Source organism: Chitiniphilus purpureus, assembly GCF_025642115.1.
GTDB lineage: Bacteria > Pseudomonadota > Gammaproteobacteria > Burkholderiales > Chitinibacteraceae > Chitiniphilus > Chitiniphilus purpureus.
On sequence record NZ_CP106753.1, the window covers coordinates 897,722 to 919,453 of the forward strand.

General features: G+C 66.5%; 21 protein-coding genes. 12 read left to right on the plus strand and 9 right to left on the minus strand.

Annotated features, from left to right (window positions below):
* Positions 1-268 precede the first annotated feature (268 nt).
* The 6 genes from N8I74_RS03895 to N8I74_RS03920 all read left to right on the plus strand — a co-directional run bounded on the left by N8I74_RS03895 (position 269) and on the right by N8I74_RS03920 (position 5,935).
* Positions 269-1,075 carry an EAL domain-containing protein gene (locus N8I74_RS03895; RefSeq protein WP_263125612.1) on the plus strand — a complete coding sequence of 269 codons (807 nt, stop codon included), beginning with the start codon at positions 269-271 and terminating at the stop codon, positions 1,073-1,075.
* On the plus strand, positions 1,072-1,716 hold the full coding sequence (locus tag N8I74_RS03900; RefSeq protein ID WP_263125613.1) for an RBBP9/YdeN family alpha/beta hydrolase: 645 nt from the start codon (positions 1,072-1,074) through the stop codon (positions 1,714-1,716). Before N8I74_RS03895 ends, N8I74_RS03900 begins: the two co-directional genes overlap by 4 nt.
* A 262-nt stretch (positions 1,717-1,978) precedes the next feature.
* Positions 1,979-3,208, plus strand: a complete 1,230-nt coding sequence (locus tag N8I74_RS03905; RefSeq protein WP_263125614.1) for a phospholipase A — start codon at positions 1,979-1,981, stop codon at positions 3,206-3,208.
* 174 nt (positions 3,209-3,382) lie between these two features.
* Positions 3,383-4,102: a GNAT family N-acetyltransferase gene (locus tag N8I74_RS03910; protein WP_263125615.1), complete on the plus strand. Its 720-nt coding sequence runs from the start codon at positions 3,383-3,385 to the stop codon at positions 4,100-4,102.
* Positions 4,102-4,998 carry a GNAT family N-acetyltransferase gene (locus N8I74_RS03915; protein ID WP_263125616.1) on the plus strand — a complete coding sequence of 299 codons (897 nt, stop codon included), beginning with the start codon at positions 4,102-4,104 and terminating at the stop codon, positions 4,996-4,998. The genes N8I74_RS03910 and N8I74_RS03915 overlap by 1 nt, the downstream gene beginning before the upstream one ends.
* Positions 4,999-5,056: 58 nt before the next feature.
* Positions 5,057-5,935, plus strand: coding sequence for a phosphoribosylaminoimidazolesuccinocarboxamide synthase (locus tag N8I74_RS03920; protein WP_263125617.1), 879 nt, complete (start codon positions 5,057-5,059; stop codon positions 5,933-5,935).
* 16 nt (positions 5,936-5,951) lie between these two features.
* Here N8I74_RS03920 and N8I74_RS03925 read toward each other — a convergent pair whose 3' ends face one another.
* Positions 5,952-7,163, minus strand: a complete 1,212-nt coding sequence (locus N8I74_RS03925; RefSeq protein ID WP_263125618.1) for a Dol-P-Glc:Glc(2)Man(9)GlcNAc(2)-PP-Dol alpha-1,2-glucosyltransferase — start codon at positions 7,161-7,163, stop codon at positions 5,952-5,954.
* 280 nt (positions 7,164-7,443) lie between these two features.
* Here N8I74_RS03925 and trhA point away from each other — a divergent pair, with 280 nt between their 5' ends.
* Positions 7,444-8,061: a PAQR family membrane homeostasis protein TrhA gene (gene trhA, locus N8I74_RS03930; RefSeq protein ID WP_263125620.1), complete on the plus strand. Its 618-nt coding sequence runs from the start codon at positions 7,444-7,446 to the stop codon at positions 8,059-8,061.
* 9 nt (positions 8,062-8,070) lie between these two features.
* Here trhA and N8I74_RS03935 read toward each other — a convergent pair whose 3' ends face one another.
* The 7 genes from N8I74_RS03935 to N8I74_RS03965 form a co-directional block, all read right to left on the minus strand.
* Complete coding sequence (locus tag N8I74_RS03935) at positions 8,071-8,841, minus strand: MBL fold metallo-hydrolase (RefSeq protein ID WP_263125621.1); 771 nt, start codon at positions 8,839-8,841, stop codon at positions 8,071-8,073.
* Positions 8,842-8,905: 64 nt separating this feature from the next.
* The gene (locus N8I74_RS03940; RefSeq protein WP_263125623.1) at positions 8,906-9,598 is read right to left on the minus strand and encodes an FHA domain-containing protein; all 693 of its coding nucleotides are present in this window, start codon (positions 9,596-9,598) and stop codon (positions 8,906-8,908) included.
* Positions 9,599-9,630: 32 nt separating this feature from the next.
* On the minus strand, positions 9,631-10,464 hold the full coding sequence (locus N8I74_RS03945; RefSeq protein WP_263125624.1) for a Stp1/IreP family PP2C-type Ser/Thr phosphatase: 834 nt from the start codon (positions 10,462-10,464) through the stop codon (positions 9,631-9,633).
* Positions 10,457-12,967 (minus strand): CHASE2 domain-containing serine/threonine-protein kinase, encoded by a 2,511-nt coding sequence (locus N8I74_RS03950; protein WP_263125626.1) that lies wholly within the window; start codon positions 12,965-12,967, stop codon positions 10,457-10,459. Before N8I74_RS03950 ends, N8I74_RS03945 begins: the two co-directional genes overlap by 8 nt.
* Before the next feature lie 131 nt (positions 12,968-13,098).
* Positions 13,099-13,809 carry a monofunctional biosynthetic peptidoglycan transglycosylase gene (gene mtgA / locus N8I74_RS03955; RefSeq protein WP_263125627.1) on the minus strand — a complete coding sequence of 237 codons (711 nt, stop codon included), beginning with the start codon at positions 13,807-13,809 and terminating at the stop codon, positions 13,099-13,101.
* Positions 13,810-13,878: 69 nt separating this feature from the next.
* Positions 13,879-14,694 carry a shikimate dehydrogenase gene (aroE, locus tag N8I74_RS03960; protein WP_263125628.1) on the minus strand — a complete coding sequence of 272 codons (816 nt, stop codon included), beginning with the start codon at positions 14,692-14,694 and terminating at the stop codon, positions 13,879-13,881.
* 65 nt (positions 14,695-14,759) lie between these two features.
* The gene (locus N8I74_RS03965) at positions 14,760-15,212 is read right to left on the minus strand and encodes a rhodanese-like domain-containing protein (protein ID WP_263125629.1); all 453 of its coding nucleotides are present in this window, start codon (positions 15,210-15,212) and stop codon (positions 14,760-14,762) included.
* 314 nt (positions 15,213-15,526) lie between these two features.
* Between N8I74_RS03965 and glnA the strand changes: the two genes are divergently transcribed.
* A complete protein-coding gene (gene glnA, locus N8I74_RS03970; RefSeq protein ID WP_263125630.1) occupies positions 15,527-16,936 on the plus strand; it encodes a type I glutamate--ammonia ligase in 1,410 nt (469 codons plus the stop codon).
* A gap of 106 nt (positions 16,937-17,042) precedes the next feature.
* Here glnA and N8I74_RS03975 read toward each other — a convergent pair whose 3' ends face one another.
* Positions 17,043-17,654, minus strand: coding sequence for a LysE family transporter (locus N8I74_RS03975; protein WP_263125632.1), 612 nt, complete (start codon positions 17,652-17,654; stop codon positions 17,043-17,045).
* A 460-nt stretch (positions 17,655-18,114) separates the two neighbouring features.
* Here N8I74_RS03975 and N8I74_RS03980 point away from each other — a divergent pair, with 460 nt between their 5' ends.
* The 4 genes from N8I74_RS03980 (at position 18,115) to N8I74_RS03995 (ending at position 21,700) form a co-directional block, all read left to right on the plus strand.
* The gene (locus N8I74_RS03980) at positions 18,115-18,822 is read left to right on the plus strand and encodes an MBL fold metallo-hydrolase (RefSeq protein ID WP_263125633.1); all 708 of its coding nucleotides are present in this window, start codon (positions 18,115-18,117) and stop codon (positions 18,820-18,822) included.
* A 102-nt stretch (positions 18,823-18,924) separates the two neighbouring features.
* Positions 18,925-20,178, plus strand: a complete 1,254-nt coding sequence (locus N8I74_RS03985; RefSeq protein WP_308445889.1) for a hydroxymethylglutaryl-CoA synthase family protein — start codon at positions 18,925-18,927, stop codon at positions 20,176-20,178.
* Positions 20,166-20,951 carry an enoyl-CoA hydratase/isomerase gene (locus tag N8I74_RS03990; protein ID WP_263125635.1) on the plus strand — a complete coding sequence of 262 codons (786 nt, stop codon included), beginning with the start codon at positions 20,166-20,168 and terminating at the stop codon, positions 20,949-20,951. Before N8I74_RS03985 ends, N8I74_RS03990 begins: the two co-directional genes overlap by 13 nt.
* The gene (locus tag N8I74_RS03995; protein ID WP_263125637.1) at positions 20,951-21,700 is read left to right on the plus strand and encodes a polyketide synthase; all 750 of its coding nucleotides are present in this window, start codon (positions 20,951-20,953) and stop codon (positions 21,698-21,700) included. The genes N8I74_RS03990 and N8I74_RS03995 overlap by 1 nt, the downstream gene beginning before the upstream one ends.
* The last annotated feature ends 32 nt before the right edge of the window (positions 21,701-21,732 follow it).

Below are 21,732 nucleotides of genomic sequence, written 5' to 3' on the forward strand. Positions count from 1 at the left end.
CCCTTGCCGGCGCGACGGCGTCCCGCTGCAGTGGGGAGCGCCGGCCGGGCGGTCGAACAGGCTGCCGGCGCATTTTTGGTCTGGGTTTTGCGGTCGATGTCTTACCGTCGCAGGCCGGCCCGTGGTACGCAGCCCCGGGGCGGCGTGAGCCGGCTGCCAACCAGCGTGTCGGCACGCCAGTTATGACGGTCCGGCCTGATGCATGAACCGCCTTTGTGCAAAGGAAGCGCCTTGCGCCCTTCCTGACCCGTCGAGATTCCGGAGCCCCATGAACGACACGTTCAAACTCCCCGCCCAGCCTGTCCCGGTCGAGATCCGCCGTGACTGGCCGCGCGCCGAATTCAACATCGACCCGATCCAGGGCGCGGTGACCGAGGCGCTCGGCATGCGTTTGGCATCGGCATTCCAGCCCATCTACCACCCGGACGGACATGCCGTGCTGGGGGAGGAGGCGTTGCTGCGTGCCGATCTGCGACGCAAGCCGCTCGCGCCACAGGCTGCATTCGCCGCCGCGCGTGCCAGCCAGTTGTTGGTGCCGTTCGACCGGCTGTGCCGCACATTGCATCTGATCAATTTCGCCACCTATGCGCGGCCAGGCCGCTCGCTGTTCCTGAATGTGCATCCGGAGCTGTTGCCGGCGGTGGAGCGCCACGGCGCCTACTTCGAGCGCATCCTGGGCAGCCAGGGTTTCCAGCCCGCGGATGTGGTGCTCGAACTCTCGGAAAGCGACGGCGTCGCGGCCGAACCGCAGGCGATCGCACGCGCGGTCGCCAATTTCCGGGCGCGCGGCTATCGGATCGCCCTCGACGATTTCGGGCATGCCCACGCCAATTTCGACCGCTTCTGGGCGCTTGCGCCCGACTACGTCAAGCTGGACCGCCGGTTGCTGCGGCTGGCCAGCCAGGACGACACAGCCGCACGTGGTCTGCGCCAGCTGGTCGTGCTGCTGCGCGACGCCGGCAGCAAGGTAGTGGCGCTGGGGGTGGAGGACGCGCTGCAGCGGGCACTGGCGATCGAGGCGGGGGTGGATGGCCTGCAAGGCTATCTGCTGGGCGAGCCGGGATACCGGTCATGACGGCGCAGGACGCAGGGCCGATCACCCAGTGGCTGGCCGCGGGGGGGCGCATTGTGGTGCTGCCCGGCTGGCGTAATTCGGGACCTTCGCACTGGCAGAGCCGCTGGCAGGCGCGCTACCCCGGGTTCGAACGGGTGGAGCAGCGGGACTGGGAATATCCGGTGGCGGGACCCTGGACCCACGCGTTGCAGCGCACCCTGGCCCAGCGTGATGGCCCGGTGATCGTGATCGCGCATAGCCTGGGCTGCATCACGCTGGCACACTGGGCCGCGCTGTACGGCCGGAACGGCACGCGCGTCGCCGGCGCCCTGCTGGTGGCGCCGGCGGATGTGCGCCGTCCGTTCGTGCCCGCCCAGTTCACCGGTTTCGTTCCGCTGCCATTGGCGCCGCTGCCGTTTCCCAGCCTGGTGATCGCAAGCGACAACGATCCGACCTGCCATATCGACCATGCCACCGCATTTGCCCAGGCCTGGGGCGCGCGACAGGTCACGCTTGCCGGAGCGGGGCATATCAACGTCGATTCGGGGCATGGCAACTGGCCGCAGGGCTTGCGCTTCCTGCGTCAGTTGATCCAGAGCGCGCGTCGCGGCCGCCTGCATCGTCCCCGCGCTGCGCCGGCGTTGCTGGGCGCGACGGCGTAAGCAGCGCCCTGGTCGGCCTGGCTGACGCCGGCACCTGCGCAGAGCGGCGTTGCGGCCGGCCGTGCATGCCATCGCACAACGGTCGGCGACAGCGATGGGGCGTGACGATGCTGAGGTTGCCCTGATCGGGCGGCGCGCTGCGCACAGGCAGCCGGCCGGCCTGATCGCCATCGCATTTTTCACACGGCGCTTACCGCCCGCCCATGGTTTTCTGCAAGCTAAGGGCCGCGCAGGGGGCGCGGTCCTGCCACTGCGAGCTGCCATGACCGTGCCTACTCTGTTGACCCATCCATTGCCCTTCCGTATCCGCGCCGTCGCTGGCGCCACCCTGCTGGCCCTGTCGTGGCTGGCGGGCCCCGCCTTTGCCTCGATCGCCGTCGCCCCGCTGCCGCGGCAGGTGGACGTGACCGATACGCTGACCGTCACGCTGCTGGTGTTCGACGATGGACAACCCACCGAGGAGCCGGCGCAACTGCGTGCCAGTGCCACCGCCTTTCCGCAGCCGCCGGTCGAGCTCACGCTGATGCGCCAGCCCGACCTGCCGCAGGTGCCCGGCCAGCCGCGCAAGCTCAGCTACGCCGCCGCGCTGCCCGCCAGCCTGCGCGGCGAAGTCCGGCTGGCGCTGCCGGATCTGGACGTGGCACCGATGGTGGTCACGCTGGCCCGGCGCAACGAGGCGGCCGAACCGGTCGCCGCCGCCCCGTCGCCGCAGAGCGTCGGCACCACGCGGCCGGCGGACCAGGCGCCGCAGGCGCGGGTCATCGACGACAACCCCGCGGTGCTGTCGCGCTTCTCGTTCCACGAGCCCGTGTATGTCGCCACCGGTCTGGACAGCGACGATTACACCCAGCTGCAGTTCAGTTTCCGCTTCCGGCTGCTCGAACCCGACACGCCCCAGTCCAAGGCGCTGTTGGACAACCTCTACATCGGCTATACGCAGACGATGCTGATGGACATCGATGCCGAGTCCTACCCGATGTATGACTCCAGCTACCGCCCCAGCCTGTACTACGCGCTGCCGGACACCGGCGTATCCGCAGGCTGGCTCAAGCGCGTGGCATTCGCCGCCGGCTACGAACACGAATCGAACGGCGAGGACAAGCTCGAATCGCGCAGCGTGGACCTGTTCTTCGTCAAACCCACCTTCTATCTCGGCGACCCAGGGGATTGGCACTTCACGTTCTCACCCAAGCTCTACTACTACCTGCAAAAGGGCAGCAACAACGGCGACGTGGAGAACTACCGCGGCTACGGCGACTACCGCTTCACCTTCGGACATCCACAGTCGCTGGAAATCGCCGCCACCCTGCGCCAGGGCACTGAGGGCTATGCCAGCGGGCATGCGCAGGTCACCTACCCGCTGGCGCGTTTCTTCCCGCGTACCATGGGTTATCTGTACCTGAGCTATTTCGAAGGCTGGGGCGAGACGCTGATCGACTACAACCGGCGCAGCGGTACCGAGTTCCGGATCGGCTACAGCTTGTGGCGTTAGGGCCGATCGGTCTTCGAATGTGAGCTGTGCCGGCCGGGTGCCAAGCGTGGGGTGGCGAGGAGGGCGGTGTCGCCCTTCCGCGCTGTTACCGTGGCGGCACGCTGGTACTGTGACGCCACGGCGCGCACCCCCGCCTGTTAGGATCGGGCTTCACCGTTCCGTTGCCGCATTGCCATGCCCATTGCCACCGATCCACCTGCACCATTGGGCACACTGCTGCCGCACTGGCAGCCGCCACCACCGCCATCGGCCGAGGCGGGATTGGGCGGGCAGTGGTGCCGGCTGCTGCCGGCCCTGGCGGCACGCGATGCCGACGCGCTGTTTGCAGCCCACGCCGAGGATGCGGCAGGCGCGGTATGGACCTATCTGCCCTTCGGCCCGTTCGCCGCCCCCGCGGACTATGCAGCCTGGCTGGCGCAGGCCTGCCAGGCGCCCGATGAGCGCCACTACACCATCGTCGATGCGCAAGGGCAGGCGCTGGGCTGTGCCGCGTACCTGCGCATCCAGCCGCGTGCCGGTGCCATCGAGATCGGCAATCTCGCCTTTTCGCCCCGGCTGCAGCGCACCACCGCGGCAAGCGAGGCGCTGATCCTGCTGATCCGCCATGCCTTCGCACTCGGCTATCGCCGCGTGGAATGGAAATGCAATGCGCTCAACGCGCCGTCACGCGCCGCTGCCGCGCGGCTGGGCTTCACCTTCGAGGGTATCTTCCGCCAGGCGACGGTGATCAAGGGGCGCAATCGCGACACGGCGTGGTACTCGATCATCGACCGCGAATGGCCGGCTCTGGAAGCGGCTTATGCCGCCTGGCTCGATCCGGCCAATTTCGATGCGGCGGGATGCCAGCGCCGACGCCTGTCGGCGCTGACGGCTGCCGCCCTCAAGGCATCCTGATGCCGGGATTGCGCCCGGCGCAGCCGGCCGACCTTGCGTGCATCGCCAGCTGGGTGGCCGACGCCGAGACCCTGTACCGGATGTTGCCACGCGCGAGCTTTCCGTTGTCGGTGGCGCAGTTGCAGGCAGTGCTGACGCAGTGCCACGGCGCCAGCGTGCTGGAGGTGGACGGCGCGCCGGTCGGCTTTGCCGGTTTCATCGAGCATGCGCCGGCTGCACAGGCGACGCTGAGCAGCGTGATCGTCGATCCCGCCCGGCGCCGGCAAGGCTGGGGACGGGCGCTGATCGAGGCGATGTGTGCGCTGGCGGCCAGCCTTGGCGCCCGGCGGATCAACGCCACCTGCTTCGACCGCAACCTGCCGGCGCTGACGCTCTATCAGGCGGCGGGCTTTCAGCCGGCCGGCTGGGAGATGCGCATCGATCCATGGCAGCAACAGCACATCGCATTCAAGCTGACGCGTCCGCTCGAACAGGGGCACACCGTCGGCGGGATCTGCTACAGCGACGAGCCCGAGCGTATCGACTTTGGCTGGTTGACCGCGCAGCTCACGCGTTGCTACTGGTGCGAGGGCATCGACGAGGCGCGCGTGCGCGATGCCGCCGCCGGATCGGCCGTGCTGGTCGGCGCCTACCACGGCACACGGCAGGTCGGCTACGCGCGGATCGTGTCCGACCGGGCGCGCTTTGCGTATCTCGCGGACGTGGTGGTCGACCCGACCCACCGGGGGCAGGGCATCGCCACCGAGATGGTGCGCACGCTGCTCGCGCACCCCGGGCTGGCCCAGGTGGAACACTGCTACCTGCTGACGCGCGACGCGCACCGGCTCTACCGGCCGCTGGGTTTCGAGGTGTTCCCGGCGCCGGAGCGCTTCATGCGGCGCAGCCGCCCGGCGTGACCGCGCCCATGGACCGGCGTGGCATAATCGCCTTCTTTGCATGTACGGAATGTTCGCCATGGCCGGCCTGACCACCACCCACCTGACCAGTCTCAAGAAGATCTATTCCGGCAAGGTGCGCGATCTGTACGAGATCGACGAGCGGCGCATGTTGATGATTGCCACCGATCGCCTGTCGGCGTTCGATGTGATCCTGGCCGAACCGATTCCGGACAAGGGCAAGATCCTGACCGCGATCTCCAATTTCTGGTTCGAGCTGCTCAAGCATGAGGTGCCCAGCCATTTCACCGGCGATCGGCCCGAGGACGTGGTCAGCCCCGCCGAGCGTGCGCAGGTGGAAGGCCGCGCAGTCGTGGTCAAACGGCTCAAGCCGGTGCCGGTGGAGGCCATCGTGCGCGGTTACCTCGCCGGGTCAGGCTGGAAGGAGTACCGCCAGTCGGGCACGGTGTGCGGCATCCCGCTGCCTGCCGGTCTGCGCGAGGCGGACCGCCTGCCGCAGCCCATCTTCACGCCCAGCACCAAGGCGGCGGTGGGCGATCACGACGAGAACATCAGCTACGCGCGCTGCGAGGAACTGCTGGGCGTGGAGCTGGCGGCCAAGGTGCGCGACACCGCGATCGCGCTCTACCGCAGGGCGGCCGAGTTCGCCGCCACCCGCGGCATCATCATCGCTGACACCAAGTTTGAGTTCGGCCTGGACGGGAACGGCACGTTGACGCTGATGGATGAGGCGCTGACACCTGATTCCAGCCGCTTCTGGCCGGCCGACGAATATGTGCCCGGCACCAACCCGCCCAGCTACGACAAGCAGTTCGTGCGCGACTGGCTCGAATCGACCGGCTGGGACAAGACCCCGCCGGCCCCGGCGTTGCCTGATGAGGTGGCCCGCAGGACCGCGGCCAAATACCGCGAGGCGCTCGACAGGCTGCTCGGCTGACCCGGCCCCTCGCAGGTCACAGGAAGCAGCGGTAGGTGGCGATGCCGTACAGCAGCGCCACTGCCGCTGTCACGTAGTACAGGCTCGTCACCGCCTCCACCTGCGGCGCTTCCTCGTCGCGATACAGCATCAACAGGGCCAGCGGCACGATGTAGTAGCGCTGCTCGATCAGCCAGGATGGCAATACCGCCAGTACGCCGAACAGTCCCAGCAGCAGCCGGTCATGGCGCCCTTTGGCGCGCGCGAGAAAATCGAAGAACGCAATGGCCATCGGCAGGAAGAAGGCGATCTTCATCATTGCCGAGGAGGTGATCAGCTGCAACAGCCAATTGCGCAGGAAATAGTGCTCCAATAGATGGTTGTACGGGTGCGTATTGTTGAAGGTGAACAAATAGAACAGGAAAAGACAGGCCAATCCGATCGGTGCCAGTGATTGATTGCGGATGTAATCCACGGTATTGCGCAGATTGGCAATAATGGCCGGCAGGAACAGGATGGAATAGATCAGCAGCAGGAAATAGAAATTGCCCGAATGGATGCCGCTTGCCGGATGTGCCCAGCGATCCCCCACCGCGACGCCGCCGTTGTAGACAACGAACGCCGCAAAGCCGATCCCGCCCAGGATGAAGGCCCAGCACCGGCGCGCCAGCGTCTTCAGCCGCTGGCTGTCCCAGACGCGGCCGGGGGCCTGCAGATGGCACAGCATCGGTATCATCGCCATCCAGACCACATTGTTCTGCCGTACCGTCAGGCTGAGCAGGCAGACCAGGGCCGACGCGGTCCATTGGCCGCACAGCGCCAGATACAGCCCGGCGAGCACCAGCGCGAGGCCCAGCACATCGGTGTAGGCGAGGAAGAAGAACGGCAGGATGATCGGAAAGAACACAAACTGCACCAGCCGCGCCAGCTCGACCCTGCCCTGGATGCGGCGCAGCAGCAGCGTGAACACACCGATCAGCGCCAGGCCGAACACCATGTTGACACCGCGGATCATCGGCAGCGTCAATTCGCCGAATGGCCAGATCAACCAGGCAAGCAGCAGATGATAGCCGGGCACGGTGGTCAGCGCCGGTTCCAGCGTATAGTCGCCAGCGAAGAAACGCCTGATCTGTGCCTGGTGGATCTGTTCATCCACCAGCAGATTGGCGTTCTTCAGATAAAAGAAGACCGCGATCACGAATAGATAAAGAAAAGCATAAGCAATATGCTTTTCGGACCACTTGGACATTGCCATCACTCCTCTCCAGGCCGGTGGCTGCCCGGTTTGGCGGGGCTCCCCGGTCAATAATTAGAATATTCGGATATGCAATGAAACGGCTTTGCCGATTCACGGGAATAAAAATAAATGACGGCGGGCTTATTTACTAGGCGGGGTGGCTGCCGCTGGAGTAGCGTATTGCGGCCTTGCAGCAGAAAGGCAGGCGTCGGTCCGTCAGGCCGGCCCGGCAGCGGGTGTGGTCGGGTGGGACAGCGAGGGTGGGACGCCGCGCAGGCGTCGGGAGGACAACATGTACTACGGTGAACGTTTCAACAGTTACACCCATCTGGTCGGTGCCGTGCTGGCGTTGGCCGGCATGGTCTTCGCCATTGTCTGGGCCGGCATGGCGGGCGATCCATGGAAGATCGTCGGCGTCTCGATCTATGGCTTCACGCTGTTCGCGCTCTATACCATCTCCACGCTCTATCACGCGCTGCGCGGGCGCGCCAAGGCGGTGCTGCAGCGGCTGGACCATTGCGCGATCTACCTCTTGATCGCCGGCAGCTATACCCCGTTCACGCTGGTGACGCTGCGCGGTGCCTGGGGCTGGAGCCTGTTCGGCGTCAACTGGGGACTGGCGGTGCTCGGGATCGTGCAGGAACTGTGGATCGGCAGGCGTACCCGTGCGCTGTCACTGCTGATCTATGTGCTGATGGGTTGGCTGATCCTGCTGGCGATGGGCCCGCTGGTCGCCGCGCTCGCCCCGGCGGGATTGGGGTGGTTGGCCGCCGGCGGCGCCTTCTACACCGTCGGCATCGTCTTTTTCGTGCTCGACGAGCGCATCAGGCATGGCCACGGCATCTGGCATCTGTTTGTCCTGGCGGGCAGCATCTGCCAGTACATCAGCATTGTGGGCTATGTGCACTGAGCGGCGCGCTCAGAATTCGATCGTCTGCCCCTGCGCCAGCCGGGCAATGCGGTAGTGTCCGCCGCTGGCCAGCACCTCGCGCATGGTCAGTTCCTGATCGGCAGGCTTCAGATGCGTGATCAGGATCTGGACCTGCTCGGGACGGGCCAGTTGCGACAGCGCCGCGATCAACTGCCGGGGCGAGAAATGGCGGGAGACCTCGGCCAGCGCCTGCTCGTGGTCGGCGAAGGCGGTCTCGATGATCAGCGTGGCAAGTTGCGGCAGGGCGTTCACCGCGCCCCAGAATTCGGCGCAATCGGCGGTGTCGCCGGAGAACACCAGGGTGCTGTGGCCTGAATCGAGCGCGTAGGCGAGTGCCGGCACCGTATGGCGCACCGGCAGCGCGGTGATCCCGCAGCCGGCGGCGCTGCGGGTCTCGCCGGCCTCGAACGTGCAAAGGCGCAGCATGCCCGCCTCGGGTGACGGGATGGCGGTGAAGTCCGGCCAGATCCGCCAGTTGAACACGTGCTCGCGCAGCGCCGCCAGCGTGGCGCTGCAGCCATGCACCGTGATGGGCTGCGTGCGCTTGCTGAACACGGTATCGATCAGCATGGGCAGGCAGGCGATGTGATCCATGTGCGCGTGCGTGAGGAACACGTGGTCGATCTGCGCGAGCTCGTCCATCGTCAGCTCGCCCAATCCGGTGCCGGCATCGATCAGTACATGCCGGCCAAGCAGGAGCGCGGTGGTCCGGTTGCCTGCGCCGATCCCGCCGCTGCAGCCAAGGATGCGAAGTTGCATGGATTCCTGTCTCAAACGTTCAAATTGCCGGGTAGGCCGCAGCGGGCGGCCGCCGGCGCCGCGCTCAACGCAGGAAGAACACCATCTGCACGCCCATCACCTCGATCAGGTCCTCGTCCCTGAGCGGGCGGACCGTGGCGCCGATCTCGGCGCCATTGACCAAGGGCGTCCTATGGCCTTCGGCATGGGCAAGCATATAACCCTGCGGCAGCCGGTTGATCAGCGCCACCTGGACGCCGACCTTGCCCACCCGGGTGCTGGCCTTGTCCAGCGGCAGCTCGCGCCCAGCGTTGGTGCCGCTGATCACCTTGAGCACGCCGGTGGCACCGGCCGGGGGCCGTACTACGGCCGGGGCAGGGCGTGCCGCCGTTGCCGCAGCCGTAGCCGTAGCCGCTTTCGGCGCAGGCGGGGCCGGTGGCTTGGCTGCGCTGCGGATCATCATGGTCTTGTCGAAATCGTCGCTGGGCGCCGCGGCCTGCCAGTACTTGAGCAGGTACTTGCCGACCGTGACCTCGTCGCCGTTGCGCAACAGCTGACGTTGCACCGGCTTGCCGTTGACCAACGTGCCATTGGTGCTCTCCAGGTCTTCGACGAACACATCAGCGCCGATCCGGTCGAGCGCTGCGTGCTGGCCCGATACCGCGAGATTCTCGATCTGGATGTCATTGGTCGGCCGCCGCCCTATGGTGGTGCGCTCGCGCGTCAGCCGGAATTCCTTGATCACGTTGCCATCCAGGCATAACAGGATTTTTGCCATTTTTCTGTTCCACTCTCTCTTGCCGCTGCCTGCTACGACCGGTTGCCGAACAGCGAGGACATCTTGCGCCACAACGCCGGCTGCGCCGGGTAGGGTTTGCGTATCGCGACCAGCAGCACCGAGACGTTGTCCCGTCCGCCCGCTGCATTGGCACGCCCGACGAGCTCGGCCGCGGCGCCCGGCAGATCGTGGTGCGCCCCGGACAGGACCTCGGCGATCTCGTCGTCCTCGATCATGTCGTTGAGCCCATCCGAGCACAGCAGGTAGAGATCGCCCGGGGCGGCGGCGAAGTCGTTCAGCTCGGTCTCGACATCCGGGTCGATGCCGACCGCGCGGGTCACCAGGTTCTTGTTGCCGGCGTAGCGGGCCTCCTCGGGTGTGATCAGGCCGCTGTCGAGCTGCTCCTGCAGGAACGAGTGATCGCGCGTGAGTTGCTGCAGCACCCCGTCGCGCAGCCGGTAGCAGCGCGAATCGCCCACATGGGCAAGGACCACCCGGTTGTCGAAGAACAGCGCGACCACCAGCGTCGTACCCATGCCGGCGCACTGCGGCTGTGCCAGCGCGGTGCCGTAGATCGCCGCGTTGGCCCGCTGCACCGCGGTCTCCAAGAGCGAGTGGCCGTGGGGCACGCCATGCAGGTCCCGCAGGTGGGCGGCGCGGGCCGACAACCCCTCGCGTACCGTGTGCGCCAGCATCTGCACCGCGATGCCGCTCGCGACCTCGCCGGCGTTGTAGCCACCCATGCCGTCGGCGAGCACGGCGTAGCCCAGCGTGGGGTCGAACCCCAGCGCATCCTCGTTGTGGTCGCGTACGAGACCGGCGTCGGTCAATCCGGTCATCTGCAGCGAGCGGCTCAGATCAGCCATGTTCGGCCCTCTGCTTGAGCCCTGCCTCGAGCTTGGCGCAAGCCGCAGCGAAATGGGCCCCGCTCTGGAATCGGCTCTCGACGTCTTTTTGCAGGGCTTTCATGATTATCGCCGCCAGCATGCCCGGAATCCGGGCGTTCAGGGTCCGGGGGTCGGCCGGCGCGTCGTTGGCAATGCGGAACATCAGCTCGGCCAGCGAATCGCCGTTGAATGGCAGCCGTCCGGTGACGAGCTGGTAGAGCATCACCCCCAGCGAAAACAGGTCCGAGCGGCCGTCGATGCGCTTGCCGGACAGCTGCTCGGGCGACATGTAGGACGGTGTGCCCAGCACCATGCCGGTACGGGTGCGGCTGGAGTCGGTGATGCGCGCGATGCCGAAGTCGGTGACCTTGATCGCACCGGTATCGGGCTCGTACATCACGTTGGCCGGCTTGATGTCCCGGTGCACCACGCCTTGCGCGTGCGCGTAGTCCAGCGCCTCGGCGACCTGGCGCGCAATGCCGGCCACGGCGAGGGTGGGCAGCAGGCTGTCCGGCCGGGTATACGGTGTCAGATCGCGTCCCTTGAGGAATTCCATCGCGATGTAGGCCAGGTCATGTTCCTCGCCGGCGTCGTAGATGGTGACGATGCTCGGATGGTTCAGACGTCCGGCGGTCTCGGCCTCGCGGAAGAAGCGGTCGCGCGCCTCCTCCAACAGATCGGGCTCGAATTCCTGCGTCAGCGCCATGGTCTTGATCGCGACCACGCGGCCGATCTTGGGGTCGCGTCCCTGGTAGACCACGCCCATCGCGCCCTTGCCCAGCTCCTTTTCTACCTGGTAGCGGCCGAGCATGGGCTTCTCCACGTCGCCGCCGGCCAGCAGCACCGTGCCCGCACCGCCGCCGCCGCCGAGCAGCACGGTCTCGGACATCTGCCTGACCCGCTTGAGCTTGTCGCCCAGATCGCGATAGCCCGGGTCGTGCCGCGCCATGTGGCGGTATACATTCTCGGCCTTGTTGAACTGGCGCTTGCGTTCGAAATCCAGCGCCAGGTTGTAGAGCAGCTCCATCATGTCGTCGCCGAGCGGAACCCGGCGGAACTTGTCGAATGCCATGTCCAGCTGTCCCTGGCCCTGGAACGCGAGGCCGAGCATCCGGTTGGATTCGGCCGATTCGGCCGCGCTTTTCTGCTCGCGCTCCTCGGTCACCCAGAAGCGCTTGGTGGTCAACACCGCATGACCCAGCAGCAGCAGCGTGGCCGGCATCACCAGCGGCACCCACAGCATCGCCTGGACCATCAGCGTGAACTGCACCAGCAGCAGCACCAGCAGCAGCGCCGCGGTGGTTCCGGCCGCCGCCGCCGCCTTCAGCCGGGGCAGCGCCAGGATCAGGTAGAGCGCCACCGCCAGCAGCACCGCCATGCCGGTCCAGTGTGCCCAGGGCGGGCTGACGAAATAGTGTTGCTGCAGCAGCGCGGACACCGCATTGGCCGCCAGCAGCACCGATGGCGTGGCCACCGCGCCGGGCGTCACATAGGCCGCGCCGACTCCAAGCGCGGTGGCGCCGATCAGCACTGTCTTGCCGCGGTATTTCCCGGCCGGGATCTTGCCGGCCAGCACGTCGTAGAACGAATCGACCGGAAAGGCAGCTTCGCCGTCGCGGCTGTAGAAATAGGGCAGCAGGGCGGCGCTGGCGTCGGTGGGCAGGCGCAACCCGCCCAGCTGGACTGACCGTCCCAGGTCGATGCCGATGTCTCCCGGGCGCAGATTGAGCGTGCGTGCCGCCACCGCCAGCGGGAAGGTGGGGTAAAGGGCATCGAAGTGGCGCACCGCCAGCGGAATCCGGCGGATCACACCATCCTCGTCCGGCACCAGCGTATCGCCCGCCACCCACACTGCGGCGCTGCCAAGGCGCGGCAGCGGCACGGTGGCGCCGTTCACCGGCGACGGCCAGCCGTGGCCCGGGTCGCCGGCGGGCTCCAGTTCGGTGCGCGTGACGAAACCGGGCAGTGGCCGGTCGGGCTCGCCCTGCGCCTCGCCGAAGGTGAACGACATCGGCAGCACCACGTTGCCGGCCGCGGCGATGCTGCGCGCCAACTGGGTATCGGCGTCCAGCTCGTGCAGTGCGGCGTCGAGCTGGGCACCGAAGCCATGCGGATAGGCTTCGGGATTCTGCAGGAAGCGGCGCTTGAACTGTTGCAGGTAGGGCAGGCCGCGGTCCTGCTGCGGCTCGGTGAACTGCACGGTGGTGGCGACGACGCGCGCGCCGCCGGCGGCCAGCCGGTCGATCAGCCGCGCGTGGGTCTCGCGCGACCAGGGCCAGCGGCCGATGTTGTCCAGGCTCTGCTGGTCGATGGCGATCACCGCGATGCGCGGATCGGGCAGACGCTGGGTCAGCCGCACGCCGGCATCGTAGGCGCGCGCCTCCAACCAGCCCGCAGCCGGCGTGGCGAACCAGATCGCCAGATACGCCAGGACCACGGCCAGCGCCACGATCCAGTCGCGTCGCCAAAGCGCCCGCTTCATTCCCTCTCCCTGTCCATCCGGTTTTTCGAGCATCGTACTATCGATATCGCTGACGATGTCCTATCCGGACGGCATTTTGGGGCAAGTGAGACGAAAAGCACACAAGGCGCGCGTTGCGCCGGCGTGGTGGTTCAGGGAATGTCGGCGTAGCCCATGCGCCGCTGGATGATGGCCGCCTTGCGCAGCAGGCGCCGGTCGTTGCGGTGTGTGTCGTAGTAGCGCGGATTGGGGACCATGGCGGCGAGCCGGGCCGCCTGCATCCGGCTGAGCTGGGCGGCACGGCCGCCGTAGTAGTGGCGGGCCGCGGCTTCGGCGCCGAATACGCCATCACCCCATTCGATTACGTTCAGGTAGATCTCGAAGATGCGCCGCTTGTCCAGCACCGCTTCCAGCATCACCGTGATCAGTGCTTCCTCCAGTTTGCGCCACGGCGTGCGGCGTCCGGACAGGAACAGGTTCTTGGCCAACTGCTGGCTGATGGTCGAGCCACCCGCGACGATACGGCCCTTTTTCAGGTTCTTCTCCCAGGCGGTCTGGATGCCTTCCCAGTCGAAGCCGTCATGCGCCAGGAAGCGCGCGTCCTCACTGGCGACCAGCGCCCGCTTCAGATTGTTGGAGATCCTGTGGTACGGCACCCACTGGTGATACAGCTCGGCCTGCGGGTCCTCGTCGCGCAGCCGGTCGAGCTGGCGCTCCATGAACGCGGTCTCGGACGGATTGACCCAGCGCCACAGCACCACGTGGCCGAGGATCCACAGGTTCCACGCCACAAACAGCAGCAACAGCGCGAGCAGCGCCCGTCCGAACCACCAGCCGAAGGTCCTGCCTGATTTGCCTGCCATGGTCCGTACCAACATATCGAAGCGGCGGCGATTATGGTCGAGCGCCCGCTGCCCCGGGGTGACATTGCGTTACAGCGCGGCGCGCAGCTGCGCCAGCACCGGCGCCACCTGCGGCCGGTGCCCGGTCCACAGCGCGAAGGCTTCGGCCGCCTGCCCGACCAGCATGCCCAAACCGTCGACGCGGGTGGCGACGCCTGCGGCGCGCGCCTGGGCGAGGAACGGTGTCTCGTCCTTGCCGTACATCATGTCGTAGGCGAGCGCGCCGGGGGCGAACACATCAGCCGGCAGCGGCAGCGCGGTGCCGCCCAGGCTGGCCGAGGTGGCATTGATGACCACGTCGAACCGGCCTGCGATGCCGTCCAGCCCGGTGCCGGTCAGCGGCACGCTCAGCCGGGGCGCGAATTCGGCCGCCAGCGCGGTTGCCTTGGCGGCGGTGCGGTTGGCCAACACCATGGCCGCGGGCGTCTGGGCGGACAGCGGCAGCAGCACGCCGCGGGCGGCGCCGCCCGCGCCCAGCAGCAGCAGCCGCCGGCCGGCAAGCTCGCCATGCCGCAGCAGGTCGGCCACGAGGCCCGCGCCGTCGGTGTTGTCGCCCAGCAGGCTGCCATCGGCCTGCACCAACAGCGTATTCACCGCCCCTGCCGCCTCGGCGCGGGCACTCAGCGTGGCGGCCAGCCGGAACGCCTCCTCCTTGAACGGCACGGTCACATTGCAGCCGGCACCGCCTGCGGCGATGAAGTCGCGCACGGTGGCGGCAAAGCCATCGAGCGGTGCCAGCAGCTTGTCGTAGCGGAATTGTGCAAGGCCGAACTGCGCGGCGAACGCGGCATGGATCTGCGGCGATTTGGAATGGGCAATCGGATTGCCAAAAACGGCGTAGCGCATGACTGGACCGGGCAAGGCGAAGAAGGCATGAAGTCTATACCTCACACCTCACACCTCATAAGCCCTCACCCCTGCACCCAGGGCAGTCCGGCCGCCTTCCAGCCGTTCACGGTGTTGCGGTGCTGCGCGGCGTCCCGGTCGCCTTCGAAGCCTTCCAGGATGTTGTAGGCCTCGGCATAGCCGTGGCTCGCGGCCAGGGCGGCGGCATCGTGGCTGCGTGCGCCGGAGCGGCACAGGAACAGCACCACGCGCTGCGGGTCGACCTTCTGCTTCAGCTGTGCCAGGAACTCCGGGTTGGGCGCCATGCCGGGATAGCGTTTCCACTCGATCAATTCAGCACCGGGGACAATGCCGACGAACTGCCACTCCGCCGCGGTGCGCACGTCGACGACGGTGGCACCGACCGGCTGTTGCATCAGCAGGTGTGCTTCGGCAGGCGTCAGCGCGCCCGAATAGGGCAGCCCCAACTGGCCAGCGCGCTCGCGCGCCCGCTGCAGGATCACGTTTGCTTCGCTCATGGTTGCTGATTCCTCCGGTCACAGGGTCGAAGGCGCCATTCTAACCGCCGCACGCCGCGCGGCGGACTTGAAACCGCCTCCAGTACCCCCTGTACCGGCACGGATGCACAGAAATGGGGCGAAAATCCGGGATGGTGCATCGATGTGGTGCGCGGCCAAATCGCGGTCGTGCGCCGCAACGTTTGTGGCACAATGATTCCTCTCGCTTCGGCGGGCTGGCACAGATCATGCTTGCGAGCGTGCCATCCCGCGCCGCTGGCGCAACGGGCCAGAGCGACACCGATACAACCCTTATCCGCAAGGAGCTTACAAAGATGGCGGCAGCCGACGTTCTCAAGTTGATTCAGGAAAACGACATCAAGTTCGTGGACCTGCGTTTCACCGATACCATCGGCAAGGAGCAGCACGTCACTGTGCCGGCCCACGTTGTGGACGAGGAATGGTTCAGCAACGGCCACGCCTTCGATGGCTCCTCGATCACCGGCTGGAAGGGCATCCAGGCTTCCGACATGCTGCTGATGCCGGACCCGGCCACCGCCAACATCGATCCGTTCTTCGACGAACCGACCGTGTTCCTCACCTGCGACGTGATCGAACCCGATACCGGCAAGGGCTATGACCGCGACCCGCGCTCGATCGCCAGGCGCGCCGAAGCCTATCTGAAGGCATCGGGCCTGGGCGACACCGCCTACTTCGGTCCGGAACCCGAATTCTTCATCTTCGACGGCGTGCGCTGGGGCGTGGACATGTCCGGCTGCTTCCTCAAGATCAGCTCGGACGAAGGTGCCTGGGCCACCGCCGATGACACCGAAGGCGGCAACCTCGGTCACCGTCCGCGCGTCAAGGGCGGCTACTTCCCGGTCCCGCCGGTCGACAGCCACCAGGACATCCGCGCCACCATGGTGCTGGTGCTCGAAGAGCTGGGCGTGCCGGTGGAAGTGTTCCACCACGAAGTGGCCAACGCCGGCCAGAACGAGATCGGCACCAAGTTCAGCACGCTGGTGCAGCGCGCCGACTGGACCCAGATCCTGAAGTACGTGGTCCACAACGTGGCCCACCAGTACGGCAAGACCGCCACCTTCATGCCCAAGCCCATCGTCGGCGACAACGGCTCCGGCATGCACGTGCACCAATCCGTGTGGAAGGACGGCAAGAACCTGTTCGCGGGCAACGGCTATGCCGGCCTGTCGGAGTTCGCGCTGTACTACATCGGCGGCATCATCAAGCATGCCAAGGCGCTCAACGCCATCACCAACCCGGGTACCAACTCGTACAAGCGTCTGGTGCCGCACTACGAAGCGCCGGTGAAGCTTGCGTACTCCGCACGCAACCGCTCCGCCTCGATCCGCATCCCGCACGTGGCGTCCGACAAGGGCCGCCGCATCGAGGCACGCTTCCCGGATCCGCTGGCCAACCCGTACCTCGCCTTCTCGGCACTGCTGATGGCCGGCCTCGATGGCGTGCAGAACAAGATCCACCCGGGCGATCCGGCCGACAAGAACCTGTACGACTTGCCGCCGGAAGAGGACAAGCTGATCCCGACCGTGTGCGCCTCGCTCGACGAAGCACTGGCCGCGCTGGATGCGGACCGCGAGTTCCTGACCCGTGGCGGCGTGTTCACCAACGAGTGGATCGACTCGTACATCGAACTGAAGATGAACGAAGTCAACCGCATCCGGATGACCACGCACCCGGTCGAATTCGACATGTACTACAGCCTGTAATTGCCCACGGCTGTCCGGTATAGCCAGGGCAATTCCCAGACCCGCGTCCGGCATCGCCGGCGCGGGTTTTTTGTCGCCGGTGCCGCGCCGCACCGGTCGCCGCGCTTCAGGACAGCGCCACCTTCACCCCCAGCGCGACCAGCACACCGCCCAGCACCTTGTCGATCAGCGACTGCGCGCGCGCAAGGCCCCGGCGCACCGCCGCGCTCTGGATGATGAACACCAGCAGCGGCCACCAGATCACACCCAGCATCCAGATGATGAACGCGTACCAGAGCTTGGCCGGCAGCGTGGTGTCCACGCTCAGTATCTGCGTGAACACCGACAGGAAGAACAGTGTGGCCTTGGGGTTGAGCAGATTGCACAGCAACCCTTGCATGAACGCCTGCCGCAGCCCCACCTGCTGGCGCGCCGCCTCGAGCGCGATCGTGCCGCCGCCGCGCGCGCGCAGCGCCTGCAGGCCGATCCAGATCAGATAGGCCGCGCCCGCGTACTTGAGCAAATTGAACAGCCACGGCGTGGTGGCAATCACCACCGCCAGCCCTGCCACGCAATACGCCATGTGCGCTGCAATGCCGACATTGATGCCGGCTGCGGTGGCGAGCGCCGCCCGGCGCGGATAACGCGCGGCGTTCCTGACCATCAGAAAGAAGTCCGGCCCCGGCGAGAGCATGGCCAGCAGCGCGATGGTGGTGACGAGCAGGGTGGTGTGCAGCATGGCGCCTCCGGGGCAAGGGCTCTACGGGATGGCGGACCAGCATGCCGCAGGCCCGCCGGGCCGGCACGTATGCTTGGCGAAACGCCAACCCCGGCCAATTGGTTGTTTCAGCAGTATCGAAGACACATCGCGTGCCTGCCTTGCCGGGATGCGTCGCCGCCGTGCGGCGCCCGCTGCCGACTGTCTGCGCCGTAAGGCAGTATGCGCGCGAATCCGGTGGCGGTCGGCGGCAAAACCGCCGCGGCGGGCATCCCTGCCCGTCACAACTACATGTTCGTGTAGTTCTAAAGCGGCGTGGCAAGCGATAGATTAGCCGCATCCCAATTGTTTTCTTAGGGCTTACGCAGTTGGGCGCCATCCATGACCCTTGGGGCTGGATGAGGCAAGGATATCGACTTGGGCTGCCGCAGATGCCGGTTGCAACAAGGCTGGCATTGGGGATCGGGTCAGGGCGGCTATCGTGGATACGGATCGAATCGACGGCGGGGACGATGTACTGGCGCCACGCGTTTTCCTGATCAAGGTCGCACGCCAGGTGATGAAGAACAACAACTACCTGATCGTCGATCCGGCAAGCCAGCAGGCCGTGCTGGTCGACCCGGCCTGGCAGATCGACAAGATCCACGCGGCGCTGGCCAGTACCCGGTCGACGCTGAGCGGCATCCTGCTGACGCATGCCCATTTCGATCATATCGATCTCGCACAGCCGCTGGCGGAGTTCTACAACTGCCCGATCTGGATGTCGCGTCGCGAGATCGAGGCATCCGGGTTCCACGCGAGGCAATTGGTCGCGATCGACGAAACGCCCTGGTGGGTGGGGGGGATGCGCATCGAGCCCATCCTGACGCCCGGGCATACGCCGGGCTGCATGTGCTACCTGATCGGCAACAACCTGTTCACCGGCGACGTGCTGTTCATCGAGGGCTGCGGGATCTGCAACGGGCCCGATGCGGCGTTCGAGATGTTCGAGAGCCTGGAGTTGCTGAAGGCACGGCTGCACCCGGATACGCACGTGTTTCCCGGCCACACCTATCTGCGCCCCCCGGGGCAGCGGTTTGCCGATGTGCTCGGCCACAACATGTATCTGCATTTTCCCGATCGACACGCGTTTGCCGCCTTCCGGCTCAGGAAGGGGCAGAGCGAGAGCAGGTTGCTGGATTTTCGCTAGGCGCGGCAAGGCAGCACCGGCGGGGTTGGAGCCTTGCCGTGCCGCCTGGGACGCGGACACACCACAGACAAGGCGCGGATGCCGGAGGTTATCGCAGTGAGCATGGTTGGAATCGAAGCGATCAATTTGTTTGCCGGCACGGCCTGCCTGGACGTGGCCAAGCTGGCCCGGCACCGGCAGCTGGACATGAGCCGGTTCGAGAACCTGCTGATGAAGGAAAAGACGGTCGCGCTGCCGTGCGAGGACCCGATCACCTTCGCCGTCAACGCGGCCAAGCCGCTGATCGATGCGTTGACGCCCGAGGAGAAGGACCGGATCGAGATGGTGATCACCTGCACCGAATCGGCGTTCGATTTCGGCAAGTCGATGAGCACCTATTGCCACGATCTGCTCGGGCTGAACCGCAACTGCCGGCTGTTCGAGCTGAAGAATGCCTGCTATTCCGGCGTGGCCGGCCTGCAGATGGCGGTGAACTTCGTGCTGTCGCAGACCTCGCCGGGCTGCAAGGCGTTGGTGATCGCCACCGACGTGTCGCGCTTCATGGTCGAGGAGGGTGGCGAGGCGCTGTCGGCGGACTGGTCGTTCGCCGAGCCCAGCGGTGGCTCGGGCGCGGTGGCGATGCTGGTCAGCGACCGGCCGCATGTGTTCCAGATCGACGTGGGCGCCAACGGCTACTACGGCTACGAGGTGATGGATACCTGCCGTCCCTCGCCGGATACCGACGCGGGCGATACCGACCTGTCGCTGCTGTCCTACCTCAACTGCTGCGAGAACGCCTACCTGGAATACCAGAAGCGCGTCGAGGGCGCGCATTTCGGCGAGACCTTCGGCTATCTGGCCTATCACACCCCGTTCGGCGGCATGGTCAAGGGCGCGCACCGCAACATGATGCGCAAGCTGGTCAAGGCCAAGCCCGCCGACATCGAGGACGACTTCCAGCGCCGGGTGGCGCCCGGGCTCACCCACTGCCAGCGGGTCGGCAACATCATGGGGGCGACCGCCGCGCTGTCGCTGGCCAGCACCATCGACAACGGCGACTTCGACACGCCCAAGCGCGTCGGCGTGTTCTCCTACGGCTCGGGCTGCTGTTCCGAATTCTTCAGTGGCGTGGTCAGGAAGGAGGGCCAGGAGCGCCTGCGCGCGCTCGGCATCAAGGCGCGGCTGGACAACCGCTACGAGCTGTCGATGGCGCAGTACGACCAGCTGCTGGAAAAGAGCCGCGAACTCAAGTTCGGCACGCGCAACCTGATCCCGGATGCCGACTTCATCGCCGAGGCGCGCACCGCGCTCAAGCAGCCGACGCTGCTGCTCAAGGAGATCAAGGAATTCCACCGGGAGTACGAATGGGTCTCCTGAACGATGCCTACGACACCCTGCGGGTGCGGCAGGACGAGGACATCTGCTTTGTCACGTTGCACCGGCCGCAGGCGGGCAACGCCATCAGCGACGGCCTGATCGCCGAGCTTGCCGCGGTGCTGCGCGCCTGCGAGGGCGTGGCCAAGGTGGTGGTGCTGGAGGGGCTGCCCGATGTGTTCTGCTCGGGGGCGGATTTCAACGAGATCCAGGCCCGCTTCGAGGATGGCCGCCCGAGCCGCGAACAGGATCCCGAGCCGTTGTACGACGTATGGCAGCGGCTGGCATGCGGCCCCTACATCACCATCGCGCATGTGCGCGGCCGGGCCAACGCCGGCGGCATCGGCTTTGTTGCCGCGTGCGACATCGTGCTGGCGCAGAGCGAGGCCACCTTCAGCCTGTCCGAGCTGCTGTTCGGCCTGATGCCGGCCTGCGTGCTGCCGTTCCTGGTGCGTCGGATCGGCTTTGCCAAGGCCAACTACATGACGTTGACCACTCAGCCCATCAGCGCGGCCCAGGCGCTGCAGTGGGGCCTCGTCGACGCCTGCGAGGACAACAGCGAGAACCTGCTGCGCAAGCACCTGCTGCGGCTGCGGCGGCTGGGGATGACCGGCATCGCGCGTTACAAGCGCTACGCGGTCGGGCTGGACGACGGGCTCGCCGCCGCCAAGCCCAAGGCGCTCAAGGCCAACATCGCCGTGTTCTCCGATCCGGACAACCTGCAGCGCATCGCGCGCTATGCCCGCACCGGCAGGTTCCCGTGGGAGGCCGACTGATGTCCGGGCCCATCATCGAGGTCAGCGAGCTGGAAGCGGGCATCGTCCAGGTGCGCATGCAGGACCGGGTCAACAAGAACACCTTCACCGATGCGCTGATCCACGGGCTGACCGCGGCGTTCGACCAGATCCGGCACTGCGCCGACTACAAGGTCGTGATCCTCACCGGCTACGACAGCTATTTCTCAAGCGGCGGCACGCAGGCGGGCCTGCGCGAGCTGTTCGAGGGCAAGGTCAAGTTCACCGACAAGGACCTGTACAGCCTGGCGCTCAACTGTCCCATCCCGGTGATCGCGGCGATGCAGGGCCACGGCATCGGCGGCGGTTTCGTGATGGGCCTGTTTGCCGACTTCGTGGTGCTGGCGCGCGAGAGCGTCTACACCGCCAACTTCATGAAATACGGCTTCACCCCCGGCATGGGGTCGACCTTCATCCTGCCGCACAAGCTGGGCTTGAGCCTGGCGCACGAGATGATGCTCAGTGCCGCCACCTATCGCGGCGAGGAACTGCAGCGGCGCGGCGTGCCGTTTGCGGTGGTGCCGCGCGAAGCGGTGCCGCAGCACGCGCTGGAGCTGGCCAGAAGCCTGGCCGAGAAGCCGCGTATCTCGCTCGTCACGCTGAAAAGCCATCTGGTGGGGCCGCTCAGGGCACAGCTGCCCGCGTTCATCGAGCAGGAGATCGCCATGCACGAACTCACTTTCCACCGGCCCGAGGTCAAGGAGCGCATCGAGGCCTTTTTCGGCAACTGACCATGTGCCGTTCCACATCCCGCAGGAGACAT

Excerpts from the sequence above, each read along its gene's own strand:
- N8I74_RS03895 (WP_263125612.1), top strand. The coding sequence starts at position 269 with ATGAACGACACGTTCAAACTCCCCGCCCAGCCTGTCCCGGTCGAGATC.
- N8I74_RS03900 (WP_263125613.1), top strand. The coding sequence starts at position 1,072 with ATGACGGCGCAGGACGCAGGGCCGATCACCCAGTGGCTGGCCGCGGGG.
- N8I74_RS03905 (WP_263125614.1), top strand. The coding sequence starts at position 1,979 with ATGACCGTGCCTACTCTGTTGACCCATCCATTGCCCTTCCGTATCCGC.
- N8I74_RS03910 (WP_263125615.1), top strand. The coding sequence starts at position 3,383 with ATGCCCATTGCCACCGATCCACCTGCACCATTGGGCACACTGCTGCCG.
- N8I74_RS03915 (WP_263125616.1), top strand. The coding sequence starts at position 4,102 with ATGCCGGGATTGCGCCCGGCGCAGCCGGCCGACCTTGCGTGCATCGCC.
- N8I74_RS03920 (WP_263125617.1), top strand. The coding sequence starts at position 5,057 with ATGGCCGGCCTGACCACCACCCACCTGACCAGTCTCAAGAAGATCTAT.
- N8I74_RS03925 (WP_263125618.1), bottom strand. The coding sequence starts at position 7,163 with ATGTCCAAGTGGTCCGAAAAGCATATTGCTTATGCTTTTCTTTATCTA.
- trhA (WP_263125620.1), top strand. The coding sequence starts at position 7,444 with ATGTACTACGGTGAACGTTTCAACAGTTACACCCATCTGGTCGGTGCC.
- N8I74_RS03935 (WP_263125621.1), bottom strand. The coding sequence starts at position 8,841 with ATGCAACTTCGCATCCTTGGCTGCAGCGGCGGGATCGGCGCAGGCAAC.
- N8I74_RS03940 (WP_263125623.1), bottom strand. The coding sequence starts at position 9,598 with ATGGCAAAAATCCTGTTATGCCTGGATGGCAACGTGATCAAGGAATTC.
- N8I74_RS03945 (WP_263125624.1), bottom strand. The coding sequence starts at position 10,464 with ATGGCTGATCTGAGCCGCTCGCTGCAGATGACCGGATTGACCGACGCC.
- N8I74_RS03950 (WP_263125626.1), bottom strand. The coding sequence starts at position 12,967 with ATGAAGCGGGCGCTTTGGCGACGCGACTGGATCGTGGCGCTGGCCGTG.
- mtgA (WP_263125627.1), bottom strand. The coding sequence starts at position 13,809 with ATGGCAGGCAAATCAGGCAGGACCTTCGGCTGGTGGTTCGGACGGGCG.
- aroE (WP_263125628.1), bottom strand. The coding sequence starts at position 14,694 with ATGCGCTACGCCGTTTTTGGCAATCCGATTGCCCATTCCAAATCGCCG.
- N8I74_RS03965 (WP_263125629.1), bottom strand. The coding sequence starts at position 15,212 with ATGAGCGAAGCAAACGTGATCCTGCAGCGGGCGCGCGAGCGCGCTGGC.
- glnA (WP_263125630.1), top strand. The coding sequence starts at position 15,527 with ATGGCGGCAGCCGACGTTCTCAAGTTGATTCAGGAAAACGACATCAAG.
- N8I74_RS03975 (WP_263125632.1), bottom strand. The coding sequence starts at position 17,654 with ATGCTGCACACCACCCTGCTCGTCACCACCATCGCGCTGCTGGCCATG.
- N8I74_RS03985 (WP_308445889.1), top strand. The coding sequence starts at position 18,925 with ATGGTTGGAATCGAAGCGATCAATTTGTTTGCCGGCACGGCCTGCCTG.
- N8I74_RS03990 (WP_263125635.1), top strand. The coding sequence starts at position 20,166 with ATGGGTCTCCTGAACGATGCCTACGACACCCTGCGGGTGCGGCAGGAC.
- N8I74_RS03995 (WP_263125637.1), top strand. The coding sequence starts at position 20,951 with ATGTCCGGGCCCATCATCGAGGTCAGCGAGCTGGAAGCGGGCATCGTC.